Annotated in this window: 18 protein-coding genes; 9 read left to right on the forward strand and 9 right to left on the reverse strand. The window is 43.9% G+C overall.

Translation table 11 applies throughout. The features are described 5' to 3' along the window. Window positions 1-16 precede the first annotated feature (16 nt). From NLX82_RS13765 to NLX82_RS13775, 3 genes are all read right to left on the reverse strand, one after another. The gene (locus NLX82_RS13765; RefSeq protein ID WP_068939190.1) at window positions 17-757 is read right to left on the reverse strand and encodes an SDR family oxidoreductase; all 741 of its coding nucleotides are present in this window, start codon (window positions 755-757) and stop codon (window positions 17-19) included. Between the two features lie 31 nt (window positions 758-788). Next, complete coding sequence (locus NLX82_RS13770; protein WP_075154961.1) at window positions 789-1367, reverse strand: TetR/AcrR family transcriptional regulator; 579 nt, start codon at window positions 1365-1367, stop codon at window positions 789-791. 132 nt (window positions 1368-1499) lie between these two features. After that, the gene (locus NLX82_RS13775; RefSeq protein ID WP_254348331.1) at window positions 1500-2045 is read right to left on the reverse strand and encodes a glutathione peroxidase; all 546 of its coding nucleotides are present in this window, start codon (window positions 2043-2045) and stop codon (window positions 1500-1502) included. Window positions 2046-2326: 281 nt separating this feature from the next. Here NLX82_RS13775 and NLX82_RS13780 point away from each other — a divergent pair, with 281 nt between their 5' ends. Next, a complete protein-coding gene (locus NLX82_RS13780; protein ID WP_175405227.1) occupies window positions 2327-3055 on the forward strand; it encodes a YheC/YheD family protein in 729 nt (242 codons plus the stop codon). 114 nt (window positions 3056-3169) lie between these two features. Here the strand turns inward: NLX82_RS13780 and NLX82_RS13785 are convergent, their stop codons facing one another. Together NLX82_RS13785 and NLX82_RS13790 are read right to left on the reverse strand one after the other, a co-directional pair. Further along, window positions 3170-3880 carry an SDR family oxidoreductase gene (locus NLX82_RS13785; protein ID WP_076156682.1) on the reverse strand — a complete coding sequence of 237 codons (711 nt, stop codon included), beginning with the start codon at window positions 3878-3880 and terminating at the stop codon, window positions 3170-3172. Between the two features lie 32 nt (window positions 3881-3912). After that, window positions 3913-4464 (reverse strand): NAD(P)H-dependent oxidoreductase, encoded by a 552-nt coding sequence (locus NLX82_RS13790; protein ID WP_254348338.1) that lies wholly within the window; start codon window positions 4462-4464, stop codon window positions 3913-3915. Between the two features lie 160 nt (window positions 4465-4624). On the opposite strand from NLX82_RS13790, the gene NLX82_RS13795 reads away from it, so the two are divergent. Together NLX82_RS13795 and NLX82_RS13800 are read left to right on the forward strand one after the other, a co-directional pair. Beyond that, window positions 4625-4975: a winged helix-turn-helix transcriptional regulator gene (locus tag NLX82_RS13795; protein WP_013312645.1), complete on the forward strand. Its 351-nt coding sequence runs from the start codon at window positions 4625-4627 to the stop codon at window positions 4973-4975. Window positions 4976-5135: 160 nt separating this feature from the next. Next, window positions 5136-5624, forward strand: a complete 489-nt coding sequence (locus NLX82_RS13800; RefSeq protein ID WP_068939341.1) for a DUF2798 domain-containing protein — start codon at window positions 5136-5138, stop codon at window positions 5622-5624. Between the two features lie 89 nt (window positions 5625-5713). Here the strand turns inward: NLX82_RS13800 and NLX82_RS13805 are convergent, their stop codons facing one another. Continuing rightward, window positions 5714-6454: an SDR family NAD(P)-dependent oxidoreductase gene (locus NLX82_RS13805; protein ID WP_068939178.1), complete on the reverse strand. Its 741-nt coding sequence runs from the start codon at window positions 6452-6454 to the stop codon at window positions 5714-5716. Window positions 6455-6611: 157 nt separating this feature from the next. On the opposite strand from NLX82_RS13805, the gene NLX82_RS13810 reads away from it, so the two are divergent. Then, window positions 6612-7517, forward strand: a complete 906-nt coding sequence (locus NLX82_RS13810) for a LysR family transcriptional regulator (protein WP_023991005.1) — start codon at window positions 6612-6614, stop codon at window positions 7515-7517. 90 nt (window positions 7518-7607) lie between these two features. Here NLX82_RS13810 and NLX82_RS13815 read toward each other — a convergent pair whose 3' ends face one another. Continuing rightward, a complete protein-coding gene (locus tag NLX82_RS13815) occupies window positions 7608-8477 on the reverse strand; it encodes an AraC family transcriptional regulator (RefSeq protein WP_076264582.1) in 870 nt (289 codons plus the stop codon). A 316-nt stretch (window positions 8478-8793) separates the two neighbouring features. Between NLX82_RS13815 and rlmN the strand changes: the two genes are divergently transcribed. The 3 genes from rlmN to NLX82_RS13830 all read left to right on the forward strand — a co-directional run bounded on the left by rlmN (window position 8794) and on the right by NLX82_RS13830 (window position 11645). Further along, a complete protein-coding gene (gene rlmN / locus NLX82_RS13820; RefSeq protein WP_023991003.1) occupies window positions 8794-9891 on the forward strand; it encodes a dual-specificity RNA methyltransferase RlmN in 1098 nt (365 codons plus the stop codon). A 139-nt stretch (window positions 9892-10030) separates the two neighbouring features. Next, entirely contained in the window at window positions 10031-10732 is a 702-nt protein-coding gene (locus NLX82_RS13825; protein ID WP_103744498.1) for a dihydroorotate dehydrogenase electron transfer subunit, read from the forward strand. Beyond that, the gene (locus tag NLX82_RS13830) at window positions 10713-11645 is read left to right on the forward strand and encodes a dihydroorotate dehydrogenase (protein WP_023991001.1); all 933 of its coding nucleotides are present in this window, start codon (window positions 10713-10715) and stop codon (window positions 11643-11645) included. Before NLX82_RS13825 ends, NLX82_RS13830 begins: the two co-directional genes overlap by 20 nt. 98 nt (window positions 11646-11743) lie before the next feature. On the opposite strand, the gene NLX82_RS13835 is transcribed toward NLX82_RS13830, so the two are convergent. After that, a complete protein-coding gene (locus NLX82_RS13835) occupies window positions 11744-11926 on the reverse strand; it encodes a DUF2524 domain-containing protein (RefSeq protein WP_103744497.1) in 183 nt (60 codons plus the stop codon). A 227-nt stretch (window positions 11927-12153) separates the two neighbouring features. On the opposite strand from NLX82_RS13835, the gene NLX82_RS13840 reads away from it, so the two are divergent. Further along, entirely contained in the window at window positions 12154-13803 is a 1650-nt protein-coding gene (locus tag NLX82_RS13840; protein ID WP_146255830.1) for an ATP-binding protein, read from the forward strand. Next, the gene (locus NLX82_RS13845; protein WP_103744496.1) at window positions 13800-14537 is read left to right on the forward strand and encodes a response regulator; all 738 of its coding nucleotides are present in this window, start codon (window positions 13800-13802) and stop codon (window positions 14535-14537) included. Before NLX82_RS13840 ends, NLX82_RS13845 begins: the two co-directional genes overlap by 4 nt. 50 nt (window positions 14538-14587) lie before the next feature. Here the strand turns inward: NLX82_RS13845 and NLX82_RS13850 are convergent, their stop codons facing one another. Then, window positions 14588-15607, reverse strand: coding sequence for a 2-hydroxyacid dehydrogenase (locus NLX82_RS13850; RefSeq protein WP_028540889.1), 1020 nt, complete (start codon window positions 15605-15607; stop codon window positions 14588-14590). Between the last annotated feature and the right edge of the window lie 16 nt (window positions 15608-15623).

A 15623-nucleotide genomic window follows, 5' to 3' on the forward strand; every position in this document is an offset into this window, starting at 1 on the left:
CCATGTATTCCAGCTTTTAGATGAACCCGCCATTGACGCGGATCGTTTGCCCGGTAACCCACTGTGATTTGGCGCTGACCAGAAACTCAATCACATCAGCGATATCTTCCGGTTCGCCGAGCCGCCCCATAGCATTCATTTTTTTCATGCCTTCGATTTGCTGCTCGGTTTTTCCTGCTTGGAAAAGCTCGGTGTTCACAGGACCGGGAGCCACAGCGTTGATCGTAATTTGCTTGCTTCCGAACTCTTTGGCTAGCTGACGGGTAAATTGCTCCACTGCGCCCTTGGTACCTGCATATACGCTATAGGCCGGGAACATTTGTCCGATCACGGATGTAGACAGGTTCACGATTCTTCCGTAGTTCTCCATATATTTCATGGCTTGCTGACATGCAAAGAAAGTGCCTTTTACATTAAGTGCGAATTGTTTGTCAAAATCAGCTTCGGTCACCTCAGCCAGAGGTTGGGTGGTCATCAGCCCAGCGTTGTTAACCAGAATATCCACTTTACCGAATTCAGCAATCGTATTTGTAAATAATGCTTCAATATCACTCATTTTGCCCAGATCAGCGTGAAGTGCTATGGCTTTGCCGCCTTTTTGAAGAATGCTCTTCACGACTTCTTGGGCTTTGTCCGGACTGCTGGCATAATTGATGACTACATTAGCGCCCAGATCAGCCAGTTGCTCGGCAATGGCACGTCCAATCCCTCTGGAGGACCCGGTGATAATTGCTGTTTTTCCGTCCAAATGCTTCATATGTGTTTTGTCCTTCTTTCCTTTATCTATTTTAAGTGATTCCTTTTTCTAAAAGCATCCACACATCCGAAAACTCCTGATTAATCACGGGACTCTTCCATTCGTAAGCATGAGCGGGATGATGAAAACGGGCTGTGGCATAGAAAAGGGTACGCGCCAGTTGGGCTGGCTGATCCGATGTGATGTCCCCGCGTGCAATGATATCAGCGAGCTGATCCACAATGTGGGCGATATGCAGGTCGATTAAATCAGCGGCTTGCTCGGTGACCCTCGTATACATCTCAAACATTTCCTCGTCGTCGCGGGCATAATACTGCTTAAGTTCGACTAAGGTCTGTATATATCGTTTTAAATGTGGCGTTCCCAGTATAGATGAATTCTGACAGACCTCCGTTAACGGGCCAATAATCTTTTCATTCAGCCATTTTTCGGTCACGCCTTCAAGAAGCTCGGCCTTACTTTTAAAGTGTCGGTAAATGGTGCCATGACTTACTCCCAGTACTTTGGCAACATCGGTCACGGAGGTTTTGGCTACACCAAAACGTCTAAGGGTGTCTTCTGTAGCGATGAGAATCTGTTCCTTGGTTAGCACATCTGAGGATTTTTCCATAGGGACACGGTCAAGTGCCGTGTGAGTCACCTCCTTGAAGTCAGGATAACACAAAGAGTATCAAATGACAAATATTCATTTTTGTCATTTGATACTCTTTTTTTAAAGAATCCAAAGAAGTGAACGGAAAAATTACAATAGCGATTCGATGACAGGATCAATGGCACAGGGCTCGGTTGTTACTTCAAATCTTCCTTTTACATGGCCATCGCGATCGACCAAGAATTTAGAAAAGTTCCACTTGATACCGTCGCCAGCGTATATTTCTGGATACTTATCCCGCAGGAAATCCTCCATCCATTGACCGTCTTTGGTCTGGGTATCGAAGCCTTGAAACGGTGCCTGTTGGGTCAGATATTGAAATAAAGGATGAGGAGATGAGCCTCTTACATCCGTCTTCTCAAATAGCGGGAAGGTTACTCCATGGTTCATTTGACAGAATCCCTGAACCTCCGAATGGCTACCCGGCTCTTTTTCATTGAATTGGTTACAAGGAAACGCAAGGATTTCAAAACCTTGTTCCCTCCGTTTCTCGTAGAGCCTCTGCAGATCAGCGAATTGACTGGAGAAGCTACACTTGCTGGCTGTGTTTACAATGAGGAGAACCTTTCCTCTGTAGTCTGAGAATTCAATCGGTTTCCCGTTAATTGAGGTTGCCTGAAAATCATAAATAGACATATTAACGTTCCTCCTCACGTTATTTTTTAATACATCATATATCCAGAATTATTATTGGTCTAATATATTATTGGAATCAACTTTATAGGTATTTGCAATAACTTCGTCATGCAAAGAACACATTGTTCATTTCTCTCTTGAAATCAAAGAAGACTCGCCTTAAAGAAAGTAGGAGATTTGCCTCTTTCATAGCAAACTGTGGCATTCGCCGTTACCAAGATAGAATATAGTTGCATATTCATGTAATGTGTGCAAAAACCCAACAGAATCGAGGGATATTCGTGCCCATTGGAAAGATGATTCAATACAAGGAAATGCGACAACATCCCATTTTACGTTCTCACTTGCCCGAAACCCGCTGGATCAGTAATGCAAGGACTTTACGGATGCTGGATACCTATCGCACAGTCTTCATCAAGCCTAATTATGGGAGTGGAGGAACTGGCATCATACGTGCGAAAAAGCTGGGGAGGAAATATGAGGTTCGTTGTGGCTCCAGTCGCAGAGTCGTTAGATCCCACGCCGTAAGAAGAGCAGTTAGAACCTATCGGAGACCTCATCGCCGTTATTTGGTACAGCAAGGACTTAAGTTAGCCAAGTACAAAGGTTCCATTTTTGATGCCAGAGTGTATATGCAGAAGCCGGAATCGGAATGGGTCATTTCAGGAATAACCGGCCGTGTCGCTGCACCTCGAAAAGTCGTTACCAACTATCGGAAGGGAGGACATGCGGCGCCGTTGTCCAAAGTGCTTTTAAGGGTCTTTAAAAATGACAGAACAAAAATGAAAGAGATTCTGGACCAGATCACCGAGCTTTCTAGAATCATTGCCGACACGATAGATACAAATCATCCGGTTCGCGAGCTGGGCATCGATCTTGCTATTGAAAAGAGCGGTCAAATCTGGATTATCGAGGCCAACCCGCATCCCGGACATATGTTGTTCAGGCAGCTCCCCAATCACAAGATGATTCGCAACATTTTGAGAAACAAACGTCGTATTCATCACTAGGATAAAGTTTGTGAAATCATTCATTGATAAGAAAAGAGGAGAACGCCCAAGCAAAGATGCGGGAGCGTTCTTCGTTTTTTTTGTTAAATGACTGACGGATTTAAGACGAAGCTTTTATGTTAAAATGTGTCCGCCATCCACATGAAGGACTGTTCCGGTCACAAACTGATTTTGAATCAAATAAATTACACCTCGTGCAACATCCTCGGCAAGTCCAACTCGCTTCACAGGAAGCTTATGCGCGATCGTATCATAGAATTGATTGCGCGTATTTTCAGGCATTTTGCTGCGTGAAGGTGTATCAATAATGCCGGGTGAGACGACATTCACGCGGATGGGAGCAAGCTCTAACGCCAAGGTTTGACCAAGATTCGAAACCGCTGCATTCACAGCACCGAGCGCAGAGGAGCCAATCATCGGCTTGTATGCCACCACTCCTGAAAATAAAGTAATGGAACCCTCGGTTGAAAGTTGAGAAGCTCCGTATTTAGCTGCATAATACTGGCCCCAAAATTTGTTTTCGAATAGCTTGCGGGCTTGATCCGTCTCCAACTGAAGGAATGACCCACCTGAGGTTTCTGCCGCGCTAACGATAAGATGGTCATAGGGGCCGACTTTTTCAAAGAAAGATTTTACCTGCTGCTCATCTGACGTGTCTAGCACATATATTGCAGCACGAGAGCCCAGCATTTCTTTGGCCTTGTGCAATTTATCCTCCGAGCGGCTGGCGATTACCACTTCCGCTCCAAGCGAAATGACTTGCTTAGCTGTTTCTAAACCAATACCTGAGCTTCCACCAATAATGACAATCTTTTGGTTTTGCAAATGGATTCCCTCCTAGTGTTCCTCTGGATTTGTTAATCATGTAATACGGCTTGTAGATGTATATCAAGATCAGTAATAAATTTAGGTATATTTGGATTTTTAATAACATCGTAGCACGCAAAGCTTTTCAAAGGCTCCATACCGAGAAATGCATGTGCAGAATGCAAATGCCTGAGTGCGGCTTCTAGACTAGCGCCATTAAAAAATTGAGTTGGATCATTAAAAGCTTTTTCTGGAGCGTTCCAAGTCGTGGAGAACATATATTTCTTGTCGGTTAATAAACCTCCGCTACCATATTCATGAGCACCCGTGAAGAATACACCGTAAGCATAGACTTCATCCATATAAGTCTTTAATAATCCAGGAACGCTGAACCAATAGATAGGGGTTTGGTAAATGACTACATCCGCCCATAAAAATTTTTCTTGTTCTTCGCTGAGGGTATAGCCATTTTGAACAGACGTTGTTTTGATTTTGTTCTCTTCACTTAAGAGACGCACCATATTGTCCATCAATGTTCGGTTCAATTTCCCTTCAGACGAATCATATTTTTGATGACCGTTAATGATTAGTATATTTTTCATCTCTTCACCTCCTCGTATTAGAGAAAACATGACTTGCTACACCGATATTGTATATGTAGTAAGTTTATTTAGGGAAGTAGTGATATTTAATTCATATAGTTTCCTAAATGGAACTATTGTGATACCATTGGGTTTAACAGATATTTTTGGAGGAGTTCCTATGCACGCCCAAGAACCTATTGAATTGACCAAAGGAATACCAGGTAAGCCGTGTCCTATTGCCCAAACACTTGATTTGATCGGAACGAAATGGACTTTTTTAATCATCCGCGACCTTCTTATCGAAGGAACACTGAGATTCAGCCAACTTCAAAAATCCATGAAGGGGATTAGCCCCAAAACGCTTTCCCTACGCCTGAAGGAACTTGAAGATAACGGTCTGTTAGAAAGAAAGGTATATGCCGAGGTTCCCCCGCGTGTTGAATATTCGTTAACGGAAAAAGGGAAGCGACTGGAAGGTGTTTTTATTGAGCTGAAGAGATTTGGCTTAGATTTAAAAGCAGATCATTGAGGGACATGACGCAGTATTCCAAGGTATCGTTGAGATGAACGATGCCTATTTCTTATATACAAAAAAGGAAGCGCTTACTATAAAGTTCACAGAAAGTTCACTTATGTGGAGGTTTTGACTATTTATATAATTACCAAGGTACACGGAAGGGATGATGGAATTGCCAACAACGAAGAAAGAAGATTTTTATTTTGGTTTAATGATGTGCTTGGGGATGGTCGTATTCATGACATTTTATAATCTATATACAAATGACTTGATTGGCACAATATCTCTAAAAGTAATGTTTCTGCAATTTATTTTATGTTTTATCATTGCTTTCGTATTGGAATTATTTATTGTCGGTCCACTAGCAAAGAAAATAGCCTTCTCATTACCATACGACAAAACTAAAAAGGTATTTGTGATTCTATCCCTCTCATGCTGTATGGTCATTGGAATGGTTCTCTGTATGTCACTTTATGGATTGGGGACAGCTTACTTTTTTAATGGTCTTTCGGGAGACTCATTATTTAAAAATTACTTGTCTTTAGTTTGCAAGAATTTTATTTTTGCTTTCCCTCTGCAGCTCTTAATTGTAGGGCCGCTTGTTCGGTACTTATTTGTTAAATTCGTGAAAGGTACACGAATTGCGGTATCTCTAAGCTAAAAAACGTAGTCAACGACGGTATACGATAGCTCAAAAGCCGCCTTCTGTCTGAGAAGGCGGCTTGTTTTTACGCAGAAATCCCAGTATTTTTACAGCGTTTGTCCGCTGTCCACCGTAATAGTCTGGCCTGTCATGGCTTCCTGTTCCAAAGCAGAGCAGATCATGCTAGCAATATCCTCGGGCGTGGAAATGTGCTGTAGGAGCAAATGAGGAAACAGTTGCTTCATTTGTTCTTCCCTGCCTGCCCACCATCTTGTCGCTACGGCTCCCGGCACGATGCAATTGACGCGAATATCCGGTGCCAGTGCTCGTGCTAAAGATTTGGTCAGCCCGTGGACGGCCGCTTTGGATACCGCATAGGGAAGAGAGGAACCTAGCCCTGTTTGCCCTGCTATACTTCCCAGATTGACGATAGCTCCTTGTTTACTACGCTTCATAAAAGGAGCTACGGCTCTGGCGCAGTAAAACATGCCTTTTACATTTACATCAAATAGATCATCCCATACCTCTTCCGTGGCTGCCTCCAGATCATCCATAGGAATGTGATGTGTAATGCTAGCGTTATTCACGAGTATATCAATCGTACCAAATTGCTGGACAATCTGATCAACCATAGTTCGAACTTCCTGATCTCGGGAAACATCTGCCTGTAATGCGATAGCACGTCCGCCTTTTTCAAGGATCATACGTACAGTTTCCTCAGCATCGTTTTTAGAGCGGGAATAGTTTACGACTACCGTAGCTTTTCGATCTGCCAAGGCCATACATACGGCTCTCCCAATTCCTGTACCTCCACCTGTAACCAGTGCTACTTTTTGATGTAAATCCATATATATTCGCTCCTTCCCATCCAGTTCATTTTGCGTCTGAAAAATAATATGATCTGATATGTATCATTGTAGAAGATGTATTGTGTTCTGTATAATTGAATTAACTGAATTTACAATTCAATAAAATTGAATTAATTGTGCATATAGGAGTTTGAGAATGGACATTAAAACACTCAAAACATTTCAAATGATTGTGAATTACGGGAGTTTTATTCGTGCAGCGGAAGAGTTGAATTATGCACAATCTACCGTGACGATGCAAATACAGAAGCTGGAGTCCGATATGGGAATTCAACTGATCGAACGGGGCAAGAAAATAAAGTTAACTGAAGCGGGCAGGATGTTTTACGAGCAAAGTCTACATATTGTAAAGGATATGGAGCAATTGCAGGAAAATATGGACAATCTGCAAAGAGGAACCGCAGGCGACCTTCGTATAGGAGTGACCGAACCGACTGCCAGTTACCGACTACCAGAAATTTTAAAACGATTCTTAACCCATTATCCGAACATTCGGGTTTCTGTTGAGTTTGGGAATACCCCTACTCTAAGCGAGCGTGTTCTCAAGGGGGATATTGATTTAGCGCTGTGCTCCGCACCGGATTTGGGCACAGAGCTATATTTTGAACCTTTATTTAGGGAGAGATTTGTAGTATTGATGCCTGAAAATCACCCGCTTGCGCAAAAAGAAAAGATTGGGCCGGAGGATTTACAGGGGCAGCGGTTGCTTATTACGTCGGCCACCTGTCCATATCGTCGCAAACTTGAAATGGTCATGAAGGAATATGGAATAACCATATTAAACACGATGGAAATTGGCAGCATGACGGCTCTGAAATTTTATGTGGAGAGCGATTTAGGTATTGCACTTGTGCCACAAATTCTGGTCAGTTCTGTCCCAGCAGGAACAGCGGTGAGGGAATTAAGCGGCAGCCTGATCGATATGACCTTCGGCCTTCTTTGCAAAGCAACAGACTATCCGCTAAAGCCGGCAGGTTCAAGCCTATACTCTGTGTTGAAGCAGGAGCTTGGGGAGTTGCCTGGGAGCATTAAGCTAGAGTAGCGAGTATGCAGGGAATTGTGTTTTCTGTCACCTTCTGATGTAAATACAGTACGGTATAAAACCGACTGCAATAGGCAGTCGGTTCGTTGTTTACTTTTTCTTAATCGGAATCCAAACTTCACTTCGGTAGTCTTCAGCATGTGAATCGCCCATAGTATACACTTCCAGTTCCGGGCCGCCTGAATGCTCATAATTACTGGCAGGGAACCATTCCTGAAAAATTCTTTGCCATACCTTTTGGATCGAGTGAGGCATAGGGCCGATGGATGTAAATACTGCCCAGGTTGAAGCCGGAATGGTTCTGGATTCTAGCCCATTCGCGGTCGCTACGTCTTCGCTGCCTTCTGCGGCAATCAGGTACGTGAATTTCTCTTCTCCATGTTTGAAATCCAAACAAATACCGAGGATGTCGTCGCCTGTTCCCAAGGCATGAATCTGATCCGATGTACCATCCGCATTCAGTTCGTTCCAGAATTTTGGGATTTCTCGAAGATTATCGCCGTTCTTAGTGGTGACTTGAATGGACTTGCCAATGACCGTAAAGGCCGCCTTCTCTATAATTTTGTAATCCATTTCCTGATCTCCCTTCAACGATAAATGGAAGGTGATACGTGGAAAGGCTTTCAGGTTTACCCCAGGGCTTCTGGCCTCAGAGGGCGAAATACCGTGTACCCTTCGGAACGCTTTAGAAAAAGATTCGGGGGAATCATATCCGTATTTGAACGCTACATCCAGCACCTTGGCGGAAGAAAGACTCAATTCCTGAGCAGCCAAGGTCAATCGACGTTTGCGCACATATTCTGCAACCGTAACGCCGGTTAGCATATGAAACATACGCTGAAAATGGAAAGGAGACGAGTAGGCTGCCTTTGCAATTTCATCGATATCGAGTGACTGCTGCATTCTCTCTTCCATCAGATCCAGTGCGTTCTTGATCCGAAGCAACCATTCCAACCGCATCACCTTCCTTAGTTGTAATCATATCATTAGGAGTATCTGTAATCCTGTCTTTGCGTGCTCTTATCGAACAGGTTCTGTCGCCTAGTTTAATGTGGCTTGTACTTTGTTTCAAGATATAATTTCACGCTAAAATTTTGGAGAAACCATGTGCCTGCCCCCTTGTGTTCATAATTAAAATTTGGGACAATGGAAGAGGCGTTTAAATAGCGCAGATTGCTTAAACATGCTATGATGCAATGATGGTTGAGACGAATGGTGCGTGCTTAGTTTCATATAGAGGAAGACGAATTTGAATGTTTTGAAAAGAGGATCGAACATGAAAAAAGAATCCATTTATGGATTAACGCTAGATCAATTGACAGCATGGCTCATCGAGCATGGACATAAGAAATCCCGGGCATTGCAGGTATGGGACGCATTGTACCGGAAGCGGGTTACTGATTTTGCAGCGATGGCAGAGGTTCATGAGGATTGTACTCGCCTGTTGGCCGAGCACTTTTCCATTGAAACACTTGAAGAACACGTGAAGCAACAGTCAGCAGACGGGACGGTTAAGTTCTTGTTCCGGCTTCAGGATGGTAATTTGATTGAGACAGTATTGATGCGGCATAAGTTTGGCTTATCCGTATGTGTGACTACGCAGGTAGGGTGTAACATTGGGTGCAGCTTCTGTGCGAGCGGATTGTTGAAAAAGAGCCGTGACCTGTCCAGCGGTGAAATTGTAGAGCAAATTATGAAGGTCCAGCTGTATCTGGATCAGGAACGCCCGGGCGACCAGGTCAGTCATGTTGTTGTGATGGGAATTGGCGAACCGTTTGATAACTTCGTGAACCTGTCCGATTTCATTCGGGTCATTAAGGATCACAAAGGGCTAGCGATTGGGCCGCGGCATATTACCGTTTCCACAAGTGGACTGGCTGATAAAATCATTGAATTTGCAGATTCCGACCTGCATGTCAATCTGGCGATCTCCCTCCACGCTCCGAATAATGAGATTCGTACTCGCATTATGAAGATCAACCGGGCGATTCCGATTGAGAAACTCATGCAGGCGATTGATTATTATTTGGACAAAACAAATCGTCGGATTACGCTGGAGTACATCTTGCTGAAGGATGTTAATGACGGTAAGGAGCACGCGCTCGAACTGGCTGAATTGGTGGGCCATCGTCGTAATTTGGCCAATGTAAACCTGATTCCGTATAATCCGGTGGATGAGCATAGTCAATACCAGCGGAGTGAGTCGGAGTCGATTACGGGCTTCTATGATGTTCTGAAAAAACAAGGCATTAGCTGTAGTGTTCGGCTGGAGCATGGAGTCGATATTGACGCAGCCTGCGGGCAGCTACGCAGCAAGCAAATCCGCAAGGATGCCAAGGGTAGCCGCAATGCGGAGCGCGAAGCCATTAGTTAAATACACAAGCGTACTCTCTAACAGGAGTACGCTTTTTTATATCACGAGCCGCAGGGCGAAACGTTACCCGAAAATGTGAAAATAGTCACGTAATAGTTGCTGCTTTTACGTTATAGTGAGTGGTTAGTGGAGGGGTTATATGGCTAACGTAATTTCGAATGTGGCGCTCGTTCCGGGCATTTATGTGATGAAAATAGAGGGAAAGTTTAAAGGGAACATGGGGCAGTTTTACATGCTGCGCAGCGGGACAGGTTACCCACTGCTGCCCAGACCCATCAGCATTTATGATATCGGGGAAGAGAGTATTTCCTTTTTGTACCGGGTTGTTGGAGAGGGGACAAATTTGTTTTCCCAATTACAGCCTGGTCAGGAGATTCATTTAAAAGGACCTTTCGGAAACGGTTTTCCGCAGGTAGAGGGTAGTTTGGCTTTGATCGGCGGTGGCATGGGTACAGCTCCGTTGCTGTTGGCTGCAAAGTATTACCCGCATGCGCACGTTTATTTGGGGTTTGCACAGCAAGCCTTCGGGGTTGAAGCGTTCGAAGCTGTGGCGGCATCTGTGCAGGTCAAGGTAGGGGGAAGCATCGTCGAACAGGTTGATCCGACGCTTTATGCAAATATGTTCTCCTGCGGGCCAACTCCGATGTTGCAAGCACTCGCCATGAAAACGGTGGATACGTCATCCCGTTTATATATTTCAACTGAAAGACACATGGCCTGTGGTATTGGCGCATGTTTGGGCTGTACGATGCGTACCCGTGGAGGCAATCGAAGGGTATGTAAAGAAGGGCCTGTATTCCCGGTGGAGGAGGTGGAGTTTGATGATCTCCATGGTGTGTAATATTGCGGGTGTACCATTCAAGAACCCGATCATCATGGCTTCCGGTACGTTTGGATTCGGACGTGAGTATGCGGAATTTTATTCTCCTGAATTATTGGGTGGTATCGTCGGCAAGGGACTGACCCTGCATCCGAAGGCTGGTAATACGGGATCACGAATACATGAGACAGCATCGGGCATGCTCAATAGTGTGGGGCTGGAGAATCCGGGTGTTGCCGCCTTTTTGAAGGATGAGCTGGATGACATGACACGCTGGAACACGGCTGTTATTGCCAACGTGGGCGGCTCCAATCTGGAGGAATACGTTCAGGCCGTAGCGATGATTACGGAAAACGCGCAAAAGCGTCGCACGATGAACCGCAGAGGCGTTGATATGCTGGAATTGAACATTTCATGTCCCAATGTGAAGCAGGGTGGAATGCAATTTGGTATCCAGACGGAGGTAGCACGGGAGGTTGTGCGTCAGGTGCGCAATGTGACGGCGCTTCCGTTGGTCGTCAAGCTGTCTCCAAACGCAGAGAACATCACACAGATGGCCGTTATGTGCGAGGAAGAAGGCGCAGACGGAGTTTCGCTGATCAATACATTTTCTGCAATGAAAATAGATATACGCCGGCGTCGCAGTGTCTTCGCCAACACGTATGCTGGTCTTTCCGGCCCGGCAATTAAACCGATTGCCTTGCGCATGGTTCACCAGGTGGCACAGGCGGTGTCGATTCCGGTGATCGGGATGGGCGGGATTAGCTCGGTGGAGGATATTATTGAATTCACCATGGCAGGGGCCGCTGCCATTCAGGTGGGAACGTACAATTTTGTTCATTTACATGCAGGGGCTGAGCTGGTACATGGCCTTGAACAATGGATGCAGCGGGAAAAGGTGCAGTCATTGGATGAGATACGGGGAATTTTGTGAATTTGGAACCTTTTTGCATACACTAATTCATATAGAACCGGCTTGTCTTTAAAAGACAAGTCGGTTTTATTTATTTTACTGAAATAGCCAAGCATCAACTAGTGGTTAATATCGCACTTGTTCAAGATGAACGAAATTTGATTTTCCAGCCGATGAATGGCTTCCTCGGACGCCTGGTCGTTTGCACCTTGTTCCTGAAGCGCAGTGAGTTCCTGCTTGAGCTGATGAAGGTCTTGTCCCGCATTAGCGCAGTTGTAATTGCTTTCGAGATTGTCAATCATCCGATATCCTCCATTTCATTAGGTATACGTCCTTATTATGGAGAATTGATCTTTCCTTATTCAGCATATCGTTTTATTTCAGATAAAGGATACGTTTGGTTGTCGGTGGAGCGCGCAGAGCTTGCAGAATAAGAAGGAAATTGTCAAACGATGTCGAATATCAAGGGAATATAGGGTCAGAGATAGGTTCTTCTTCCTAATGGAGAGCTTAACAAAGAAGCTAGGTGATGGGGTTGCGGTTAAAAAGTAAGTCGAAACCGAGACGACAATTCAAAGTTTCGCTACAATTCATGATTATTATTTTGGTTGTTTTAGTTATCATTATTTCTTTAATTATATCCTTGCTTCTCATTCGTAATTTCGTGATTAACCAACATTTTGATAATACGAAGGAAAAACTTTCGGGTATTGCCAAGATGGTTGCCAGTGACAACGATGTTATTCGTAATGTTGAGCAGGGAGTTCCTGTGAAGCAGATCCAAGACTACTCGCTTGGAGTCATGCACAACGTTAATGTGGATTTTGTTGTCATTTTGAACCACGATTTAATTCGGCTATCTCATCCGAATGCAACGATGGTTGGCAAACCGTTCTCTGATTTGAATGATGCCAGAAGAGCGCTATCCGGTCAGGGACATTTTTCTGAGAATATAGGTATTTTGGGCAAAGGTTACCGATATTTTACGCCGATATTTAATCAACAGCATGAGGTCATTGGCATTGTATGTGTAGGGCTGACCATGAGAACCCTAAATCATGATTTGATGCAGGCGCAGTATACCATTTTTGGGGGGCTGATGTTGGGGCTCTTTAGTGGAGTTCTGGGGGCGATCATTCTGGCTCAGAAAATCAAAACGATTTTATTTGGGCTTGAGCCGCAAGAGATAGCAACACGATTGCGCGAAAAAGAAATTATTGAAAATGAGGTCGCTGAAGGAATTATAGCCATTTCGGCTGACAAGAAAATTATGCTCATGAACAAAGAAGCTCAGGCCAAGTATCAACTGGCAAACCAAGAGATGAAAGCCCCGATTGGCGAGCAGCTAGATACCAACTTTTATAACGTGCTCTTCAAGAGAGTGTTTGATGATAAAAAGAAAATCAAGGATCGCTCATTTTATGTGAATGGTATAGAAGTCATTGCGACAGTAACCCCTATATATATTGAAAATGAGTTTTTTGGGGCAGTTGCAACGCTGCGCGACCAATCCGAGATGATCCATCTTAGCAACCAGTTAAGTGGTACAAAATATTATATTAACTCCCTTCGCGGACAGACCCATGAATTTATGAACAAAATGCACGTAATATCCGGGCTGATTGAAATGAGGAAATATGCGGAGGTCAGTCAATATATTCAGCAGCTAAATCACCGGTATCAAGATGAGGTAGGCTTTTTGACTGAGAGAATTAAAGTTCCGGCATTAGCAGGTTTTATTATGGGTAAAATCAACGAAGCACGCGAACAGAATATTTCGGTTCTTCTTGCAGAAAGCTCGGATGTCTCTAATGTGGAGATGCAGGATATCGTTCATGATGTCATACACATCCTGGGTAATTTTTTTGACAACGCCATAGATTCCATCTTACAAAAAAAAGAACCCGGCAAAATTGAGCTGAAATTGAATTATGAGTGTGAGGGAAATGTATTCATTTTGAAAGTGAAAGATAATGGTATGGGGATTGATTTTGAGATGCAAAAAAGGATATTCGAGCATGGCTTTTCAACCAAAGGAGAAGACAGAGGCTACGGCTTGAATCTAGTTAAAACCATGGTGGAAAATCATCAAGGAATCATTGAGCTTGATAGCCAACCGGGTCTCGGAACAAGTATTTATGTAGAGTTGCCCTGTACATTGGAGGTGACAAATGAATGAAGGTTCTAATTGTTGAGGATGATCCGATGGTTGCTGAGCTCAATCAACAGTTTATCGAGCGCATGGACAATTTGGACGTTATATGTAAGGCAGATACCGTCAAGAAAGCACAGGACTGTCTTCAAAAATGGAAACCGGATCTGGTATTACTGGACGTTTATTTACCTGGAAAAAGCGGATTAACTTTATTATCACATATGCAGGAGCATCAATATCATGCTTCGGTTATTTTAATTACGGCTGCAAAAGATATTCAGACGGTGAAAGAAGCTGTTTTTTATGGTGTTGCAGACTATTTAATTAAACCCTTTACATTCGAACGCTTTAGACTGGCTGTTGAGAAAATCCAGCGCCTAGCCACGGTGATGGAGGAAGGGAACGGAATTAATCAAGCTGTCATTGACCATTATTTTAATAAAGAAGAGTATACGGGTGTGGAGAAGAAAAAACCTGTTGAACATCCATCGCATAATCTACCGAAAAACCTATCTAAAAATTTGTCCAAACTAACCATGACCACGATACTGAAGAATATTCAAGAGCTGGACGGACCATTCTCGGTTGAAACGTTAGCCAGAGAAGTGGACTTGTCCCGTATCACGGTAAAAAAATATATTCAGTTCCTGGTGGACGATGGCTTTCTGGTTGAATCGATAGAATACCACAAGGTTGGCAGGCCGCTAATGCTCTATCAGTTGAATCCTGATATAAAAGAACCGCCATTTCCGATGTAATCTGGAAATAGCGGTTCTTTTTTGTTCAACAAGAGTACCGAGCTTCCTAATTATTTCATAGAGAGAACAGGAAGTGGGACTAGGTTATCCGAAGAATGAGTTGTAACGATATCATGGAAGTTGTCGTAGCTAGTTTCAATCATGTTGGATAACGCCGTAACGGTATTCGAGCCAGCATGAGGCGTTACCAAAACTCTTGGATACAGCTCCACAAGCTTCTGGATCGTTGGGTCCGGGAGCATTTGCCATGGTTCAAATGCTCTAAAGAATAATTCATCTTCTTTAGGAAAGACATCCGTAGCGAAGCCTTCCAGATGGTTACTGAGCAAAGCGTCCAAAATGGCTTGGTTATCTTGTAATTCTCCACGTGATGTATTGATAAGAATAGATCCCTTTTTCATTTTTGCTAAAAAGCTGGCGTTAATCATTTTGTCGTTCTGTCCCGGCAGATAAGGGACGTGCACACTAACGACATCACTCTCTGCCAGTAATTCATCCAAGGTTGTGAATGGAATGACTTCCTTGGCCGCGTCCGATTGGTACACATCATAACCAATAACAGAGGCTCCCAATCCTTTAAACAATTTGGCCTCCGTCAGACCAATGCGACCAACCCCGATAATTCCAACTTTACAGTTATGGATCTCTTTGCTGAATGTATGCTCATCCACAATAAAATTTTTGAACGAGCTTTTGGTAGTCATATAAGCGGTGTGTCGGAACAGCATCATTGCTAAAGTTAGGGAGAGCTCGGCGATGGCATTCGGAGAGTAGGATGGCACGCGTGCCACCTTCATTCCGAATTCGCTGCAGGCATCCAAATCAATGTGGTTGATTCCGACTGTTCTGGTGAAAACATATTGAATGCCGTATTCATTGAATTTTGTGATATTTTCCCGATTGGCAGCACAGTTTCCTCTTAGCAAAACGGCATCGTGATGCTGTGCCAATTCTGCATTGCTGGTGGTTAACAACTCTTCTACTAGCGTTAGTTGGAAGTTATATTTATTGAGATCCTGGAAATAGGGTTTCTCATAAGAACGGACACCATAGCAAATGATTTTTAACATGTTGTTTTCCCCCTGA

The organism is Paenibacillus sp. A3M_27_13, from assembly GCF_024213315.1.
GTDB classification, from domain to species: domain Bacteria; phylum Bacillota; class Bacilli; order Paenibacillales; family Paenibacillaceae; genus Paenibacillus; species Paenibacillus polymyxa_B.

What these genes read in the sequence shown, in the direction of transcription:
- NLX82_RS13825 (WP_103744498.1), top strand. Translation starts at nt 10,031, where the DNA reads ATGGCTAACGTAATTTCGAATGTGGCGCTCGTTCCGGGCATTTATGTG.
- NLX82_RS13850 (WP_028540889.1), bottom strand. Translation starts at nt 15,607, where the DNA reads ATGTTAAAAATCATTTGCTATGGTGTCCGTTCTTATGAGAAACCCTAT.
- NLX82_RS13795 (WP_013312645.1), top strand. Translation starts at nt 4,625, where the DNA reads ATGCACGCCCAAGAACCTATTGAATTGACCAAAGGAATACCAGGTAAG.
- rlmN (WP_023991003.1), top strand. Translation starts at nt 8,794, where the DNA reads ATGAAAAAAGAATCCATTTATGGATTAACGCTAGATCAATTGACAGCA.
- NLX82_RS13765 (WP_068939190.1), bottom strand. Translation starts at nt 757, where the DNA reads ATGAAGCATTTGGACGGAAAAACAGCAATTATCACCGGGTCCTCCAGA.
- NLX82_RS13830 (WP_023991001.1), top strand. Translation starts at nt 10,713, where the DNA reads ATGATCTCCATGGTGTGTAATATTGCGGGTGTACCATTCAAGAACCCG.
- NLX82_RS13835 (WP_103744497.1), bottom strand. Translation starts at nt 11,926, where the DNA reads ATGATTGACAATCTCGAAAGCAATTACAACTGCGCTAATGCGGGACAA.
- NLX82_RS13775 (WP_254348331.1), bottom strand. Translation starts at nt 2,045, where the DNA reads ATGTCTATTTATGATTTTCAGGCAACCTCAATTAACGGGAAACCGATT.
- NLX82_RS13790 (WP_254348338.1), bottom strand. Translation starts at nt 4,464, where the DNA reads ATGAAAAATATACTAATCATTAACGGTCATCAAAAATATGATTCGTCT.
- NLX82_RS13805 (WP_068939178.1), bottom strand. Translation starts at nt 6,454, where the DNA reads ATGGATTTACATCAAAAAGTAGCACTGGTTACAGGTGGAGGTACAGGA.
- NLX82_RS13815 (WP_076264582.1), bottom strand. Translation starts at nt 8,477, where the DNA reads ATGCGGTTGGAATGGTTGCTTCGGATCAAGAACGCACTGGATCTGATG.
- NLX82_RS13810 (WP_023991005.1), top strand. Translation starts at nt 6,612, where the DNA reads ATGGACATTAAAACACTCAAAACATTTCAAATGATTGTGAATTACGGG.
- NLX82_RS13840 (WP_146255830.1), top strand. Translation starts at nt 12,154, where the DNA reads ATGGGGTTGCGGTTAAAAAGTAAGTCGAAACCGAGACGACAATTCAAA.
- NLX82_RS13770 (WP_075154961.1), bottom strand. Translation starts at nt 1,367, where the DNA reads ATGGAAAAATCCTCAGATGTGCTAACCAAGGAACAGATTCTCATCGCT.
- NLX82_RS13845 (WP_103744496.1), top strand. Translation starts at nt 13,800, where the DNA reads ATGAAGGTTCTAATTGTTGAGGATGATCCGATGGTTGCTGAGCTCAAT.